This window comes from Streptomyces sp. T028 (assembly GCF_048159505.1).
Classification (GTDB): Bacteria; Actinomycetota; Actinomycetes; order Streptomycetales; family Streptomycetaceae; genus Streptomyces.
Genome location: NZ_JBLRVZ010000069.1, coordinates 1 through 15,321 on the forward strand (window position 1 = coordinate 1; position 15,321 = coordinate 15,321).

10 protein-coding genes and 2 pseudogenes are annotated in these 15,321 nt (G+C 68.4%); 2 read left to right on the plus strand and 10 right to left on the minus strand.

The features are described 5' to 3' along the window. Both ACLZN2_RS46030 and ACLZN2_RS46035 read left to right on the plus strand, forming a co-directional pair. Positions 1–270: pseudogene (locus ACLZN2_RS46030) on the plus strand (hypothetical protein); the annotation flags it as partial. A gap of 386 nt (positions 271–656) precedes the next feature. Beyond that, positions 657–1,778 (plus strand): sulfite oxidase, encoded by a 1,122-nt coding sequence (locus tag ACLZN2_RS46035; protein ID WP_416986013.1) that lies wholly within the window; start codon positions 657–659, stop codon positions 1,776–1,778. Positions 1,779–1,971: 193 nt separating this feature from the next. Here the strand turns inward: ACLZN2_RS46035 and thpD are convergent, their stop codons facing one another. The 10 genes and pseudogenes from thpD to ACLZN2_RS46085 all read right to left on the minus strand — a co-directional run. Next, positions 1,972–2,859, minus strand: a complete 888-nt coding sequence (gene thpD / locus ACLZN2_RS46040) for an ectoine hydroxylase (protein WP_416986015.1) — start codon at positions 2,857–2,859, stop codon at positions 1,972–1,974. Positions 2,860–2,863: 4 nt separating this feature from the next. Beyond that, a complete protein-coding gene (locus tag ACLZN2_RS46045) occupies positions 2,864–3,259 on the minus strand; it encodes an ectoine synthase (RefSeq protein WP_416986017.1) in 396 nt (131 codons plus the stop codon). 60 nt (positions 3,260–3,319) lie between these two features. Then, positions 3,320–4,582: a diaminobutyrate--2-oxoglutarate transaminase gene (gene ectB / locus ACLZN2_RS46050; protein WP_416986019.1), complete on the minus strand. Its 1,263-nt coding sequence runs from the start codon at positions 4,580–4,582 to the stop codon at positions 3,320–3,322. Positions 4,583–4,631: 49 nt separating this feature from the next. After that, positions 4,632–5,192, minus strand: a complete 561-nt coding sequence (gene ectA, locus ACLZN2_RS46055) for a diaminobutyrate acetyltransferase (RefSeq protein ID WP_416986020.1) — start codon at positions 5,190–5,192, stop codon at positions 4,632–4,634. Positions 5,193–5,294: 102 nt separating this feature from the next. Next, positions 5,295–6,125, minus strand: coding sequence for an ectoine/hydroxyectoine ABC transporter ATP-binding protein EhuA (gene ehuA / locus ACLZN2_RS46060; protein WP_416986021.1), 831 nt, complete (start codon positions 6,123–6,125; stop codon positions 5,295–5,297). Beyond that, positions 6,115–6,759, minus strand: coding sequence for an ectoine/hydroxyectoine ABC transporter permease subunit EhuD (ehuD, locus tag ACLZN2_RS46065; protein ID WP_416986022.1), 645 nt, complete (start codon positions 6,757–6,759; stop codon positions 6,115–6,117). Before ehuD ends, ehuA begins: the two co-directional genes overlap by 11 nt. Continuing rightward, on the minus strand, positions 6,756–7,463 hold the full coding sequence (gene ehuC, locus ACLZN2_RS46070) for an ectoine/hydroxyectoine ABC transporter permease subunit EhuC (RefSeq protein WP_416986023.1): 708 nt from the start codon (positions 7,461–7,463) through the stop codon (positions 6,756–6,758). Before ehuC ends, ehuD begins: the two co-directional genes overlap by 4 nt. 18 nt (positions 7,464–7,481) lie before the next feature. Next, positions 7,482–8,381, minus strand: coding sequence for an ectoine/hydroxyectoine ABC transporter substrate-binding protein EhuB (gene ehuB, locus ACLZN2_RS46075; protein WP_416986024.1), 900 nt, complete (start codon positions 8,379–8,381; stop codon positions 7,482–7,484). A gap of 482 nt (positions 8,382–8,863) precedes the next feature. Beyond that, positions 8,864–9,043 (minus strand): hypothetical protein, encoded by a 180-nt coding sequence (locus ACLZN2_RS46080; RefSeq protein ID WP_416986025.1) that lies wholly within the window; start codon positions 9,041–9,043, stop codon positions 8,864–8,866. Continuing rightward, positions 9,037–15,321 (minus strand): annotated as a pseudogene (locus ACLZN2_RS46085) (DNRLRE domain-containing protein); the annotation flags it as partial. The gene ACLZN2_RS46080 and the pseudogene ACLZN2_RS46085, both read right to left, overlap by 7 nt.

Genomic DNA, 15,321 nt, shown 5'->3' on the forward strand with positions numbered 1-15,321 from the left:
CTGGCGAAGAAGTACGTGGACGGGTCGTGGGGCACCAAGACCGACGACGCCTACAAGCGGTTCCGGCTGCGGATGGGCTACCGGGGACAGGACGCCACGGGCAACCCGGGCATCGAGTCCCTGAAGAAGCTGGCCACACGGCACGGCTCAAGGCCAAGACGAAGTAGGGCGCGGAGGCCCCGGCCTGGCCTCTTCTCCGGAAGGGACGTCAGCCGAGGCCTCCCCCGCGCGTACCGACTGTTGCGTCCGGGCAGGTCAGGACAGGTATGAGCCTCGTGGAAGGAGTCGCGGAGTCGGTCATGCCGACGAATGCCCAGCTCGTTGAGTCGGTAGAGTTCGGTGATCGGCTCGAGGAGTGGCCGCAGAGTGCCTCGCTGTGCAGGATGTGGTGGGGGGCCGGTACTCGCTGGTGAGCAATTCGCCCCTGGCCAGTACTCAGGGCACATAGGTCGGTTCAAGCTCAGGGTGCGGTCAAGCGCTTGGGGCCTTGGCCTCGGGCCACTCCTTAGCCTTGACGCAGGCGGCCTTCATCTGCGCTCAGGTGTTCGACACGGCGCCGGAGGGTGTCGCCGCCAGCCCAGCTGGGAGCCCCACCCTCACCCGCGCCTACACGAGCAGCTGATGCGCAGCCGGCAGGACAAGTGGACAATCACTGCATGAGGCGTCGACTCTCCAGCGTGAGCACCCCGGCCCGGCTTGCCTCGCCCGGTGAGGGCCTGGGGCTGGACGAGCTGGCACTGGCCACCCGAAATCACGGTCTTCCGTTGGAAGCCATGCGTCACGACATCACACCACCCGGCCTGCACTACGTGTTGACGCACTACGACATCCCTTACGTGGACAACGCAACCACCTGGCGATTGACGGTGACCGGTGAGGTGCGACGCGCGCGCAGTTACTCCTTGGCACAGCTGCGCGCATACGCGGCGGCCACCACACGCGTCACGATGGAGTGCGCGGGCAATGGCAGGGCCCTGCTGTCGCCCAGGCCGGTGAGCCAGCCATGGTTGGTCGAAGCCGTCGGCACGGCAGAGTGGACGGGAGTGCCGCTGCGCCTGCTCCTGGAAGAGGCCGGTCTGACGCCCAACGCGGTCGATGTCGTGTTCACCGGGGCGGACCACGGGGTCGAGCGCGGTGTCGAGCAGGACTATCAGCGCGGCCTTGCGCTCGACGTGGCCGCAGCCGACAATCCCGAGGTCCTGGTGGCCTACGCCATGAACGGAACGCCTCTGCCGCCGCAGCACGGCGGCCCCCTGCGCCTCGTCGTGCCCGGGTGGTACGGCATGGCCCAGGTGAAGTGGTTGCGGGAGATCAACGTCGTCGACGCGCCGTTCGACGGCTTCCAGCAGTCCGTTGCCTACCGGGTCAGGCATGCGCCCGAGGAGGCGGGCGAGCCGGTCACCCGCATCGCGCCCAGGGCGCTGCTGATACCGCCGGGTTTTCCGGACTTCATGTCCCGGACACGGGTGGTGGCCACGGGCTTGGTCAAGCTGGAAGGACGTGCATGGTCGGGGCGCGCCCCCGTGGCCTTGGTCGAGGTGAGCACCGACGGTGGCTGTTCCTGGCAGAAGACGGAGCTCGAACCGGATCACGGTCACCGGTGGGCCTGGCGCCGCTGGTCGTACTGCTGGTCCGCCACCCCCGGAGACCATGTCTTGAGCGCTCGCGCTCAAGACATGGCGGGCACCACCCAGCCGCTGGAGCAGCACTGGAACCTGGGCGGGTTCGCCAACAACCTCGTCCAGCGGATCCCGGTGCTCTGCGCCGACCCTTCGTGATGGTGGCCGCTTGGCGGATTCGCTCCGCAGGTCGGCACCTGGCTGGCCCGCCGGCGGCCTCCCCCGAGGCCACGGCTCTCGCCCTACCTGACGTCGGCCAGGTAGAGCATCGGGTCACGGTGGCACTCTCTTGACGTGCACCCGTGCCTTGTGACCCGGTGCTCACACCGGGTCACAAGCGGATCGGTTCCCCTTACCGAACGGGCGTGAAGTCACGGGCCCCGATGAACTCCGGCCTGCGGACCGGGGCGGCGAAAGGCTCGACCGCGGTGTTCTCGACGCTGTTGAAGACGATGAACACGTTGGAGCGGGGGTAAGGGGTGATGTTGTCCCCGGAGCCGTGCATGGCGTTGCAGTCGAACCAGACCGCCGAGCCGGCCTGGCCGGTGAAGAGGCGGATGCCGTGATCGCCGGCCAACTCCTTCAGGGCATCGTGGGACGGGGTGCCGGCGTCCTGCATCTGCAGCGACTTCTTGTAGTTGTCGCGGGGGGTCTCGCCCGCGCAGCCCAGGAAGGTGCGGTGCGAGCCCGGCATGATCATCAGGCCGCCGTTGGTGTCGAGGTTGGGGGTCAGCGCGATCGACACGGAGACGGTCCGCATCCGTGGAAGGCCGTCCTCCGCGTGCCAGGTCTCGAAGTCGGAATGCCAGTAGAAACCGGAGGCGCCGAAGCCGGGCTTGACGTTGATCCGCGACTGGTGGACGTAGACGTCGGAGCCGAGGATCTGGCGGGCCCGGCCCACGACCCGTTCGTCGCGGACGAGATCTGCGAAGACCTCGCTGACGCGGTGGATCTCGAAGACGGAGCGGATCTCGCCCGAGCGGCGTTCGACAATGGCGCGCTCGTCGGCGCGCACGGCCGGATCATGGAGCATCCGGTCCAGTTCGGCCCGGTACCGGGCGACCTCGTCGGGGGTGATGAGCTGGTCGACGGCGTGGAAGCCGTCCTGCTCGTAGGCGCGAAGGTCTTCGGCGGTGAGAGGGCCGGGGTGTCCGGGCTCCGACCAGACCACCGGGTCCTGGCGGAGGGTCGTGGTCTCGCGGGGGCCGCGGCTCGGGTAGAGGTCGAAGAGGGTGGTCATGGGTTCAGTCCTCCGTGAGCAGGGGGTAGACGCCGTTCTCGTCGTGGTCCTCGCGGCCGGTGACAGGCGGGTTGAACACGCAGACGCACCGGAAGTCGGTTCTGGGGCGCAGGGTGTGCCGCTCGTGGCCGTCGAGGAGGTACAGGGTGCCCGGGGTGATCCGATGGGTCCGGCCGGTCTCCTCGTCGGTGAGCTCGGCCTCGCCCTCGACGCACAGGACGGCTTCCACGTGGTGCTCGTACCGCATGGTGGTTTCTGTGCCCGCGTACAGCACGGTCTCGTGGAGGGAGAAGCCGGCTTTCTCGCGGGCGAGGACGATCCGTTTGCTCTCCCAGGTGCCGGACTTCGATCTGATGTGCCGGTCGGTGTTCTCTATCTCCGCGAGTGATCGGACGATCACGTCTTCCTCGTTTCTCGTCTACGGGTGGATGGGGGGACGGCGAAAGAGTTCCGAACAGGTTCAGGGCGTCGCGAGGACGGCCCGGTCGAGGATGTCCAGGCCCTCGTCGAGTTCGGCGTCCCTCACGGTCAGTGGCGGCAGCAGTTTGACGACCTGCCCTTCCGGCCCCGAGGTCTCCAGGAGCAGGCCCCGTTCGAACGCGCGGGCGCAGACGGCGGCGGCCCGGGACCGGTCGTCGAACTCGATTCCCCAGACCAGGCCGCGGCCTCGGCAGGAGGTGCCGTCGTGTTCGGCACAGAGCGCGAGCAGTCGCTGTTCGACCCGCTCGCCGAGGCGTGCGGTGCGCCGTTCGAGTTCCGGGTCTCCCCAGTACGTGTGGAGAGCGGCGGTCGCCGTGACGAAGGCCGGGTTGTTGCCCCGGAAGGTTCCGTTGTGCTCGCCCGGTTCCCACAGGTCGAGTTCGGGGCGGAAGAGGGTGAGGGCCATCGGCAGCCCGTATCCGCTGATGGACTTCGAGACGGTGACGATGTCGGGCGTGATGCCCGCTTCCTCGAAGGAGAAGAAGGCTCCGGTGCGGCCGCAGCCCATCTGGATGTCGTCGACGATGAGCAGCATGTCGTGACGCGCGCACAGTTCGGCGAGCGCGCGCAGCCATTCGGGCCGGGCCACGTTGATCCCGCCCTCGCCCTGCACGGTCTCGACGATGACAGCGGCGGGATGGTTGAGGCCGGAACCCGAGTCCTGCAGGAGTCGTTCGAACCAGAGGAAGTCCGGTACCTGTCCGTCCAGGTAGTCGTCGAACGGCATGGGCGTGCCGTGGACGAGCGGGATGCCGGCTCCCGCCCGTTTGAAGGCGTTGCCGGTGACGGCGAGCGAGCCGAGGGACATGCCGTGGAAGGCGTTGGTGAACGAGACCACCGACTCCCGTCCCTTGACCTTGCGTGCCAGTTTGAGCGCGGCCTCGACGGCGTTGGTCCCGGTCGGCCCCGGGAACATGACCTTGTAGGGCAGGCCACGCGGACCGAGGACGAGACTCTGGAATGCCTCGAGGAAGTCGCGCTTGGCGGTGGTGGCCATGTCCAGGCCGTGGGTGAGTCCGTCCCGTTCCAGGTAGCTGAGCAGAGCGCGTTTGAGGACCGGGTTGTTGTGGCCGTAGTTGAGAGAGCCGGCTCCGGCGAAGAAGTCGAGGTAGCGGCGGCCGTCCTCGGACCACAGATGGCTGCCGCGAGCGTGGTCGAAGATCACGGGCCAGCTGCGGCAGTAACTGCGCACCTCCGATTCGAGCAGTTCGAAGGTGCTCAGGGGTGTCTGGGTCGTGGTCATGCGGATGGGTCTCCTTAGGGGTGTACCGGTGGTGCGGGGCCGTGCCCAGTCAGCTCTCGGCCGGGGCCGGGTGGTGCGTGGGCGGGCTCAGGGGGCCTATGCGGTGCAGGACTTCGGGTGCGTGTCCGGCGCCGGGGAACAGTCCGCCGTCGAAGAGGACGCTCTGCTCGACGTCCGCCCGGTGTCGCTTCGCGTACGCGGTGAACAGGGCGAGGGACGCGGTGTTGTCCGGGGTGATCGTGGTCTCCACCGTGCTGATCGGGTGCTGTGCGCGTACCTGTGCGGTGAGTTCGTCGAGAAGGGCGGCGGCCAGTCCTCGCCCCCGGTGCGCCTGGGCGACGGTGATCTGCCAGACGACGAGGGTTCGCGGCCGGCTGGGCCGGAGGTAGCCGGTGACGAACGCGATCGGTTCGCCGGTCGTCTCGTCCCTCACGACGGCGGAGGTGTCAGCGAAGTCGCGGCACCACAGCAGGTAGCTGTAGGTCGAGTTGAGGTCGAGAACCCGGGAATCGCGAGCGAGGCGCCAGATCGTGGGACCGTCGTCGACGGTCGGCCGGTCGATGATGAGGGCAGCGTGACCTGCGTGTGAGGACGGCGAAGTGGAGGGCATGGATCTCTGTTCGGTCGGGTGCGAGGGGTGAGCCGGGGAGCGGCGCGGCGGGTGGAGCTCGTACGGAGATGCCCTGAACGGCGGGCCGCGGGGATCCGAGGGTCACAGAACGGCGCCGAGGAACTCCTGGGTGCGGCGGTGCCGGGGCTCGCCGAAGAGCTGTTCGGGACTGCCTGACTCCACGACGCGTCCCGCGTCGAACATGAGGACCTCGTCGGAGATGTCCCGGGCGAAGCCCATCTCGTGGGTGACGCAGAGCAGGGTCAGATCGGTCGTGGCGGCGATCTCACGCAGCAGGTCGAGGACGCCGGAGACGAGTTCGGGATCGAGGGCGGAGGTGACCTCGTCGAGGAGGAGGATCTCCGGTTCCATGGCGAGCGCCCGTGCGATGGCCACCCGCTGCTGCTGGCCGCCGGAGAGCCGCGTGGGGTGGGCCAGTGCCTTGTCCGCCAGTCCGACCATGTCCAGCAGTTCCCTGGCTCGCTCCTCGGCCTGCTCCCGCCGCTGTCCGAGGGTCCGGACGGGTGCCTCGGTGATGTTGCGCAGGACGTTCATGTGGGGGAAGAGGTTGAAGTGCTGGAACACCATGCCGATACGACGCCGGATCGGCCGCAGGTGCTTCTCGTCGGCGGGCCTCAGTGAACCGTCCGCGGCCCGGCGGTGTGACAGCGGCTCGCCATCGACCCAGATCACTCCGTCCGAGACCCGTTCCAGCGTCATGAGCAGGCGCAGGATGGTGGTCTTGCCGGAACCGGACGGGCCGATCAGTGTGATGTGCCGGCCACGCTCGACGGAGAAGTCCAGTTCGTCGAGGACCGTGTGACGACCGTAGCGCTTGACGACCCGCTCGAAGCGGACGATCGGTTGCCGCCGCGATGCGGCGTCCGCGTCGTCGTCGCGGGCTGTGGGGTGGTGGGTGGCGTCAGTGGCCAAGGCGCTGCTCCAGTTTCCGCAGGGCGAGCGAGGTCGGGTAGCTCGCCAGGAGGAAGACGAGTCCGGCGAGGGTGAAGGCTTCGGGGTAGGCGAAGTGGTCGGCCCCGTATTCACGGGCCTGCGCGACCATCTCCGACACCGTGATCACGGCGAGGAAGGGGGTCTCCTTGAACATCGCGATCGCGTAGTTGCCGAGCGCGGGCAGGACGGGGCGGATCGCCTGCGGCAGGACGACGGACCGCCAAGTGCGCGCGGACGACAGCGACAGGGCCCGAGCGGCCTCCCACTGCCCCGTCGGTACGGCCTCGATGCCGGCCCGGTACACCTCCGCCACATAGGCCGAGTAGTGGACGCCGAGCACGACGACACCGATGGTCAGCGGGTCGACTGAGGTGAACAGGGCGTAGGCGCCCACCAGTTGCACCAGCAGTGGGGTCGAACGCACGAACTCCACCACGCCCTTGAGCGGCAGGGTCACCCATCGGGTGGGAGCCCGCCCGCCGACCGCGAGAACCAGCCCCACGACGGCGGCGAGCGCGGTCCCCAGCACGGTGGCCAGCACCGTGGTTCTGAACCCGGCGAGCAGCAGCGGCAGTGCCTCACGAGCCGCCGCCCAGTCCCATTGGTAGTTCACGAGCCGCCTCCGCTCGTGGCGAGGCGGCCAGGCCGTCCGGTCCGGCCCAGGCGCGCGGCGGCATGGCGTTCCAGGACCCGCATCCCCGCGGTCAGCAGCCAGGCCAGGACGAAGTAGAGCACCAGCAGGGTCAGGTAGGCGGGCACGGTCTCCCCGGTGCGGTCGCGCAGCGTCTGGACCACGGTCGTCAGGTCCGCCACCGAGATCAGCCACAGCAGCGGGGTGGACTTCAGCATCTGGATCAGGAGGTTGGTGAAGGGCGGGATCATCTGCGGCCATGCCTGTGGCAGGACGACGCGGTACATCCGTTGGAAGGGGGAGAAGTCGAGCGCGACGGCGGCTTCCCGCTGCGGTCGCGGTACCGCCGCGAGGGCTCCGCGCACGACCTCGGAACCGTATGCCCCGTAATTGAGGCCGAAGGCGAGCACTCCGCACAGCAGGGGCCCGAACTCGTACCCGGTCAGCAGGGGGAAGGCGTAGTAGAGCCAGAACAGCTGGATGTACAGGGAGGTACCGCGGAAGAACTCCACGACGCCTCTGGACGTCCAGCGCACCACGCGCCGCCCGGATCCCGCGGCCAGGCCGAAGGCGAACGAGATCACCGCGGCCACCAGCGAGCCCAGTACGGTCGCCTCGACGGTCACCCATGCCCCGGCGCCGACCGAGGGAAGCTCGGACAGGAAGACCGACAGGAAGTCACGCACGAGAACCCCGCCCCCGCGTCAGGCGGAGCACAGCTGCGCGGTCTTCAGGTCGGCCGGAGGCATCTCGGCGGCGGTGAAGCCGTAAGCTCCGAGCAGGTCGACGTACCGCTCCCGGTCCGAAGTGATCTTCTGCAGTTCGGTGTTGAAGGCGTCCCGCAGGGACTCGGCCCCCTTGCGGAAGACCGCTCCTCCCGGGCTGTACTGCTTCACCCCGTCGACCACGGGCACGAACGGCTCGGTGACCTCCAGACCCTCGTTGGTCCTGGCGAGCCAGCGCAGCGAGATGCCGGTCAGCACGAAGGCGTCGATCCGCCCGCTCTTCACCGCGTCGGCACCGTCCTGCGGCTTGGTCAGCGTCCTGATCCGGCCCGCCGGGATTCCGGCCCCCTCGGCGTACCCCTTCTCGGCCGCGCCGGACATCACCCCCAGGGTGATCCCGGTCTTCTTGGCCGACTCCAGGTCGTCCAGCTTCTTCGGGTTGCCGGCCGGAACCATCATCGCGGTCGGGGAGATGAACTCCGGCTCGGAGAAGACGGCCTTCTCGCAGCGCTCGGGCAGGATCGCCATGCCCGCGCTGATCACGTCGTACTTCCCGGCCAGCAGCCCCGGGATCAGACCGTCCCACTCCGAGAAGACGGGGCGCAGTTCGGGGACGCCGAGGGCCTTGAACACCTCGGCGTGCAGCGTCGGAGCCTCCCCCTTGAGGGCTCCCCCTTCCTTGTACCCGTACGGGGCCTCGTTCGCGTACGCCACCTTGGCGTAACCACGCTTCTTGAGCCGGGCGAGCAACTCGGCGTCGCTGTCGCCTCCCCCTTCGGTCTTGCTGCACGCGGTCACTCCTCCAAGGGTCGCAACGAGGGCACCGGCGGAGGCCAGGCCGAGAAGGTGACGGCGGGTCAGGGCGGTCTGTCCGGGCATGGCGTGAAGTCCCTTGGTTCGGCAAGCGCTTTATGTATGCGCGACTCGCCTGCCCGACCTCCCGCAGATATGCACGACCTCTTCACAGCGTTATGAGTTCGTGTCGGCCATGTTTCAACATCCTTACCGTCCGGCGGGTTTGGGAATTCCCCTTCCAGCCGATTCCGGGTCGGGCGTGTCACACCGGGTTTCACTGCGGGCGCGCGTTGGGTACGCACAAATCCGTGCCGGGCCGGGTGCCCCGTTGCCGTTTTCGTACACGCCTGTGCGCACCCCGACTTTGACTCATCCGCACGGTCGTGCGATGACGTCCTGCCTGTATCGCGGCGTTCGCCGGCATTTCCCCAAAGGGGTGATGGGGAGCACGATCAGCCAGGACACACCGGCAAAGGGGACGGTGCCGGACCACCATGACACCGCCCCCTCTTTCACAGCACCGGAGCATCATCACGGATGCACCGGAACGCGGTCGACCACCGCCCTCAGTTACCGCCTCGCATGCGGTAGTGAATCGCGCCCGCCGCGAGGACGATGAGCGCTGCCGGGATGTAATAACGCGCGACGTCCCGGATTCCCCAGGTGAAGGACAGGGCGACGACCGTCATGGCCACCACGGCGGCGATTCCGTACGCCAGCGTGACGACAACCTTGGAACTCAACATCTCGCCTTCCAGGGGTACGCATACCCCGTGAAATAGTAGAAGTGGGTGTAGCCGAACGTCTTGCGGTATACCACCGTCGTCCGACTGTAGACACTGAGGCACTTACCGGATCGTTCCGCGTACCCCGCCACCAGGGCGATGGCGAGTGCCGCGGCCGACAAGGCGAGCAGGATCAGTGCGGTCGGCTGCCCGCCGGGGATGAACGCGACGACTCCGGCCGCGATGGCCAGGAATCCGGAGGCGTACGGCCCGTAGTAGGCGATCCTGCTGGTCCAGCGCTTGTTGAAGATCCACCTCGTGCTGTAGGAGCGCTTCATGTTGCTCTTGTTGCTCCAGCGTTTGAGAATCACCTTCCCCCAGGATCGGTAAAGCGTCCGCTTCTGGTAGCGGTATACCTTCTGGCCGTCCAGGTCGTAGTTGTTCAGTGGATTGGCGGCCGCGTACTCGTAGGCGTTTCGACTGCCTCCGAACACAGGGTCGGCCTGAAGGAAGCGTCCGGCAATGGGGTTGTACAGGCGTACACCCATGAGGATCTGCCGCGAAGGGGTGTCGGCGGACCGCTGTGCGGTACCGAGCCAGCCGTAGCCGGGCGCCGCGCCGCCCGTCCGCTGGTTGCCGTATTCGTCCGTGCTGAGCGCGGTCGGCGCGATCGAGTCGTCCAGCGGGACAGTCAGACTGATATCCCCATGCAGGTCGGCGAGTTGGAGGACGACCGAGCCGGACGACGCGGTGGTGGCCGACATACCGCCGGACAGGCCGGTGACCATGCGGGCGATGGTGCCGTCGCCGGTATCAGTGATCCAGCGTGGACTGTCCGAGGAGCCGCCGTAGTGGTTGGTCTTCGCGCCTGTCCCGGTCCACTGCCCGGACGCTTGGGACTCCGTGGTCCAGCCCCGGAAGCGGCCCGCCGCATCCAGTGTCCAGGTCTGGCGGGTGTCACCCGCCGTCTGCTGCCGGACGAGGTCGTTGGTGTGGTAGTTGACCGTCGTTCCGTCGGGCAGAGAGGTGGTGCGGCCGAACGCGTCGTACGCGTACCCGGCGTCCACGATGCGGTTCGCACTGTCGTACGCGTGCGTCACCGTCGTGGCTCCGTCGGTGGTGCAGTCGGCGCCATTGCCTGCGGTGGCGGTCTTCAGCGCGGTCCGGTTGGTGCGCTGGTCGAAGGAGTACTCACGGCTGGTGCAGACGCTGTCATACGTGTCGTCGACCGCCGTCAGGCGTCCGATCGCGTCGTACGCGTAGGTCTGCGACTCGCCGGCGCCCGCTCCTCCCGAGTGCGTCGTCCACTCCTCGTGGACGGATTCGGTCACGATGTCCGTCAGCAGGATCACCCCGTCCGAGTCCCGTGTGTACACCCTCTGGTACGGCAGGCCGGCCTTTCCTCCGGTCTGGGTCATGGTGTAGCCACCGGGCAGGGTCTCCTCGGCCACGGCGCCGTCCACGTCGTACACGGCCGTGAAGGTGCCCGCGACGGAGTCGGTCAGAGAGGTGGGCAGACCGCGGGGCTCCGCCGTGTGGTCGTAGGCGTACGTCGTCGTCGACGGTGCCGAGTCGGTGACCTTGACCGGGCGGTCGAACTCGTCGTACTCCGTGGTCGTGACGCCGTCGTCCGCGTCGGTGTAGGAGATCACCCGGCCGAGGGAGTCGTACTCCGTGTAGACGGTGCCGCCGTCTGCGGACATGGTGACGGAGGGCTTGCCGATGGCCTCGTCGTACGCGAACGAGGTGCCGGGGACCGCTGTTCCCGGACCGCCGTCGATCTGGGTGCTCTTCACCCGGCCCGCGCTGTCGTAGGTGACCGTGGTGACGCGGGTCTCGTCGCCCGAGGTCTCGGTCTTCTCCGTGACCTGGCCGTAGTAGCCGTACTCGGTGGAGACGTCGACGAGCTGGGCCGGGTTGTCGCCCCCGCCGGTGACGTCGCCGGCCGGGCCCGTCCAGCATTCCAGACCGACCCATTCGGGGCGTCCCTCACACCAGCCGTCGCCGTCGGCCGACCAGTACACGGTGATGCGGGATGTGGCGTCCTCGCCTGTCCCGCCCGGTGGTACGACGGCAGTGATCCGTCCCTGGGCGTCGTACTCCGTGGTCGTGACGAGATCGAGGCCGCCCGGATCCTCGATGGAGTGGACGGGCAGCCCCTGGACCCAGTCGTACTGCGTCCCGGTGAGCCGCTTCTCGCTCATGAGCGAGTAGTGGCCGCGGACGCGGGCACCGGTTACGGCCAGGGTGACCTGGTTCTTGATGCTCGCGCTGCCGTCGGAGGGGCGGCCCTCGTCGTACTCGTTGACCGTCCACGGCTGGGCCGAGACCGAGGTGCCCGCCTCGATCAGAACGGTGTCACCGTCCTTGAAGTCCTCGGTCAGGTCGACCCGGCGCAGCGGCTGGAACTGCTCGAGAAGACGGGTTCCGTCGCCGTTGTAGTACGAGAGGGTGGACAGCAGTCGCGCGCGTTCGGCGACGCTCAGGGCGCCGATACCGAGGTCGTCCAGTCGAGCCTGGTCCGCACCGGTGGCTCCGAGGGCGAGGGCGTGGTCTCCTGCGGAGAGTTCGCGCACGGTGTTGCCGAACCTGTCCGACTCGGTGGTCGTGATCCCACCCGCCTCGTCGATGCTGTTGACCTCCTCGCCGGAGGCGTCGAGGTAGTGCAGGACGGCCCGGCCGTATCCGTCGGCCGTCAGCTCCCCGCCCTGGTGGGAGGCGGGAGTCGAGTCGGCGGGGAAGAGAGCCGTGGCGTCGGTGGGGTGGTCGAGCTGGCCCCACTCCCTCACCGCCGAGGCGTTCATCGCGTGGGGTGCGCTGTCTCCGGAGAGAGGCACGTCGTAGACGACGGAGGTGACCGCGTCGCCGTCCGTCACGGTCGCGCTGCCCTGCTGCAGGGTGGCGCGGCTGACGGTGAGCAGCATCCCGTCCCCGCCCGCGGAACCGCCCGCGTCGCCGTATCCGAACGTCCACGGCAGCTGTCCCGGCGGGGTGATCTCGATGACGCGGCCGTCGGAGTCGTAGGCGTACGACGTCTTCAGCGACGGGGTGATCAGGGGGTTCCACGCTTCGCGCAGACGGCCGGACGCGTCGTAGGAGTACGCCTGGACGGTGCGGGCTGTGGCCGCGGTGTCACCCGTCTCCGTGGACCACAGGACGAGGCCCTTCACCTGTCCCACGAAGTCGCCGAAATCGGTGCCGGTGGCGGTCGTACTGTCCGCGTACGTGAACTGAAGGACCCGGCAACCGCGTGTCGACGGTGCCGTGGCACAGGTGTCGGCGTCGACGGCGCCGCCGGAGGCGACCAGCAGCCTGGGCCGGGCGAGGACCTTGCCGTCGACCGTGACCGCTTCGGAGACGATGTCCGTGGTGGAGTTCTGCACGCCGCTCTGCGCGGCGGAGGTGAGCTGCCAGGTTTCCGCGTCGGAGGCGATTTTGTCGAATGTGGAGACACCGCCGTCGGTGTCCGTCAGGGTGAATCCGGCCGCGAAGGTCCCGGTCAGGGTGATGGCCTCGGCTCCCGGCTCGGGTACCCAGCCGCCGGTGTCGGCCGCCTTGGCCGTGAAGTAGATGCTGGTCCCGTCGTCGAGAACGACGTCGAGCGACGTGTCGGAGGTCCTGCGAATGTGGGTGTATCCGGCGGATGCCACTTCGGCGACCACGCCGGACGTCCACTCCTCACCGAAGATCGCGACCTGCCCCTCCTGGGCTCCGGCGGCGGGTTGCCGGGACTTGGCCGTGCGGGAGGCCGACAGACCGAAGTAGGTTTCCTCGGTGCCGGCCAGGGTGAGGTCGCCGGTCAGCAGGTTGAGATGACCGGGGCCCACCTCGGTGGAGGCGGCAGTGTCCGCGTCGCGGTCGACCACCGCCGTGATGGGCTCGGTGCTCGCGGCGGCATCGGACGGGCCGGTGAAGTCGGCCTTGAGCTGGATGGTGCCGTCCGGGTCGACGGTGTCCGTGGCCTCCCAGACCGCGGCCTCGTTCGCTCCGTCGGTCAGCGGCAGCGGCCAGGCGGGGAGTGCCTCACCGCCTACCCGTACATGGCCGACGGGGACATCGGTCCAGTCGTCCTCCTCCGAGCGTCGCCACAGGAAGGTCACCGAGTCGTATGCGGCGGGGTCGGCGTCGGCGACCAGGGACAGGCGCCGTGCGGTGCGGGTGCCGTCCTCGGGGGACGAGAGGCCGCCGGGGCCCGCGTGGAAGGTGTACTCGACGGTCTCGGAACGGTGGTCCGCCGCGTCGACGGTTCGCACCTGGAGTGTGTGGGTGCCGTCCTCGTCCGGAGTGACCGTCAGGTCGACGGGGCTCGAGCCGTCGGTGTCCTTCTTCGTCCATTCGACACCGTCCAGGGACCACTCGAACCAGCGGTGGTCGGAACCGGAAGGGGGCGTGACGGTGAAGGTGCCCGGCTGTCCCGCTCCCTTGACCCATGCGCCGCTCGGGTAGTCGGCTGACGTCACGCCGGCCGGAGCGGAGGGCGCGGTCGCGTCCACGGTGAACGTGGCCCAGTCCGACCAGCCGGTGTTGTAGTGCGTGCCGTCGTAGGGACTGGTGCGGAATTTGTACGTCCTGCCGTCGGTGAGGACCCCGGCGGGCACGGTCACCGAGGTGGGCCGGCCCGAGGGGACGTAGGGCGAGACCAGGTACGTGCCGACCTGGGTGTCCGTGGCCGCGTCGCGGATCTCGAAGGTGCCGTCGACCTTGTCGCCGTCGGTGTCGGTGAAGGTGTCCTGAAGGGTGGGGGTCGTGCTGTCGACCGTCCAGACACCGTCCTCGACGAAGTACGGCGGACCGGCCTGCTGAGCGGTGCCGGTCCTGGGACGGTAGTTGTAGGTCACGGTCAGCTTCGGCGGGTTGGTCGCCGCGTTGGCCGAATTGACGCGCTTCCAGGCCAGGGATGTGCCCTCCGAGGCAGCTCGGACACCGAGGTGGGAGGTGGAGTTCTTGGCCGACGCCCACGCCTGCGCCAGCGTTGTCACGTCGGCGTTGATCCAGCCGTCTGCGGCGCAGGCGGAGTTTCCGGTCGTCTCGGTCGATGTCGCGTACTGGGTGTTCCAGGTGGGCTGTGCCGTCCAGCGGGACGACGTGGACGGCGCCGACGTCGACCAGACCTGCCAGGCTTGGGCGGCGCAGTCGGTGTTGCCCGAGTGGAAGTTGTACAGGCTCAGCCGGGCACTGGAGACCAGGGAGTCGGCGATCGGCTTGGTGTTCAAGGTGATGAAGGAGCGCGCTGTGCGCGCGGTGCCGTCGGAGTTGGTCGTTCCCGGGTTGCCGAAGTCCAGCTCTGTGTCCGCGGACCAGTCGACCGTCTCACCCTGCTGGACGTAGGTGTCGAAGACGTTCCCCAGGGATGATGTCGAGGGGTCGACGGTCACGGGGTACTTCGTGTCCTTGTCGGCGAGGAAGCCGGCGTCCGGGGTGACGACGAGGTCGACGCCGTCACCGTTCTTGACCACGCTCAGGTCGACAGGAGCCTTGCGGGTGTGTTCGCCGGACCTCTTGTCGACGGTCGCGTCCCACATCACCGGGGCAGGGGTCACGGCGCGCTTCTTCTTGCCCGATTTCTCGTCGGTGAAGAGCAGGCTGCCGTCCTTCAGTTGCCTGACCTTCAGGCCCTTGGTGTCCAGGGGCAGGGTGTAGGCATAGGTGCCGGAGCCGGTGTCAGGTCGTTCCGCGATCTCGACGAACTGCTCGAATCCGGTCCTGGTCGCCTCGACGACAAGGTCCGCGCCGGGGATCGCGTTCTCGTAGCGGGCGGTAGTGCCCTTCACCTTCGGCTGGGGCAGTCCGCCTTTCCACCGAAGGGTGATCTCCTCGTCGCCCGAGCCCAGGGTGATCAGGTCGCGTGCCCTGGCGTCCTCCGCCGCCGCCAGGGACTTCGCGACCGTGCCACCCTTGCCGGCGAGAACGAGGCCACTGGGGTGGGCCTTCGCCGCGATCGAACCGTCCGCGCGTTCCGTGAGATCCACGTCGACGTCGACCCACTTGTCGTCACGCTGGAACCGGATCGGGCCGGCGGAGAGTTCCGTCGTCAGGGAACCATCCTTGTTGACCCAGGTCGTGGAGGTCTCGGTGCGTTCGTCGAGTGCCTCGACGCGGTGTCCATACAGGCGGGCCGCCACCCGTGCGGACGGGATGTCGGCTGCCTGCTTCGGCCCCTTCTCGTTCTTCGTGGCAGCGGACTCGGCGATCGGCGTCCCCGCGGGCAATGCGACGACCTGCCCGCTGCCGCCGACGATCAGAGCGCTCTCGACGGCGAGCACGGCGGCCACGGCAAGGGCGATCCGGGGCAGGGTGGC

What these genes read in the sequence shown, in the direction of transcription:
- ACLZN2_RS46035 (WP_416986013.1), top strand. Translation starts at nt 657, where the DNA reads ATGAGGCGTCGACTCTCCAGCGTGAGCACCCCGGCCCGGCTTGCCTCG.
- thpD (WP_416986015.1), bottom strand. Translation starts at nt 2,859, where the DNA reads ATGACCACCCTCTTCGACCTCTACCCGAGCCGCGGCCCCCGCGAGACC.
- ectB (WP_416986019.1), bottom strand. Translation starts at nt 4,582, where the DNA reads ATGACCACGACCCAGACACCCCTGAGCACCTTCGAACTGCTCGAATCG.
- ectA (WP_416986020.1), bottom strand. Translation starts at nt 5,192, where the DNA reads ATGCCCTCCACTTCGCCGTCCTCACACGCAGGTCACGCTGCCCTCATC.
- ehuB (WP_416986024.1), bottom strand. Translation starts at nt 8,381, where the DNA reads ATGCCCGGACAGACCGCCCTGACCCGCCGTCACCTTCTCGGCCTGGCC.
- ACLZN2_RS46080 (WP_416986025.1), bottom strand. Translation starts at nt 9,043, where the DNA reads ATGTTGAGTTCCAAGGTTGTCGTCACGCTGGCGTACGGAATCGCCGCC.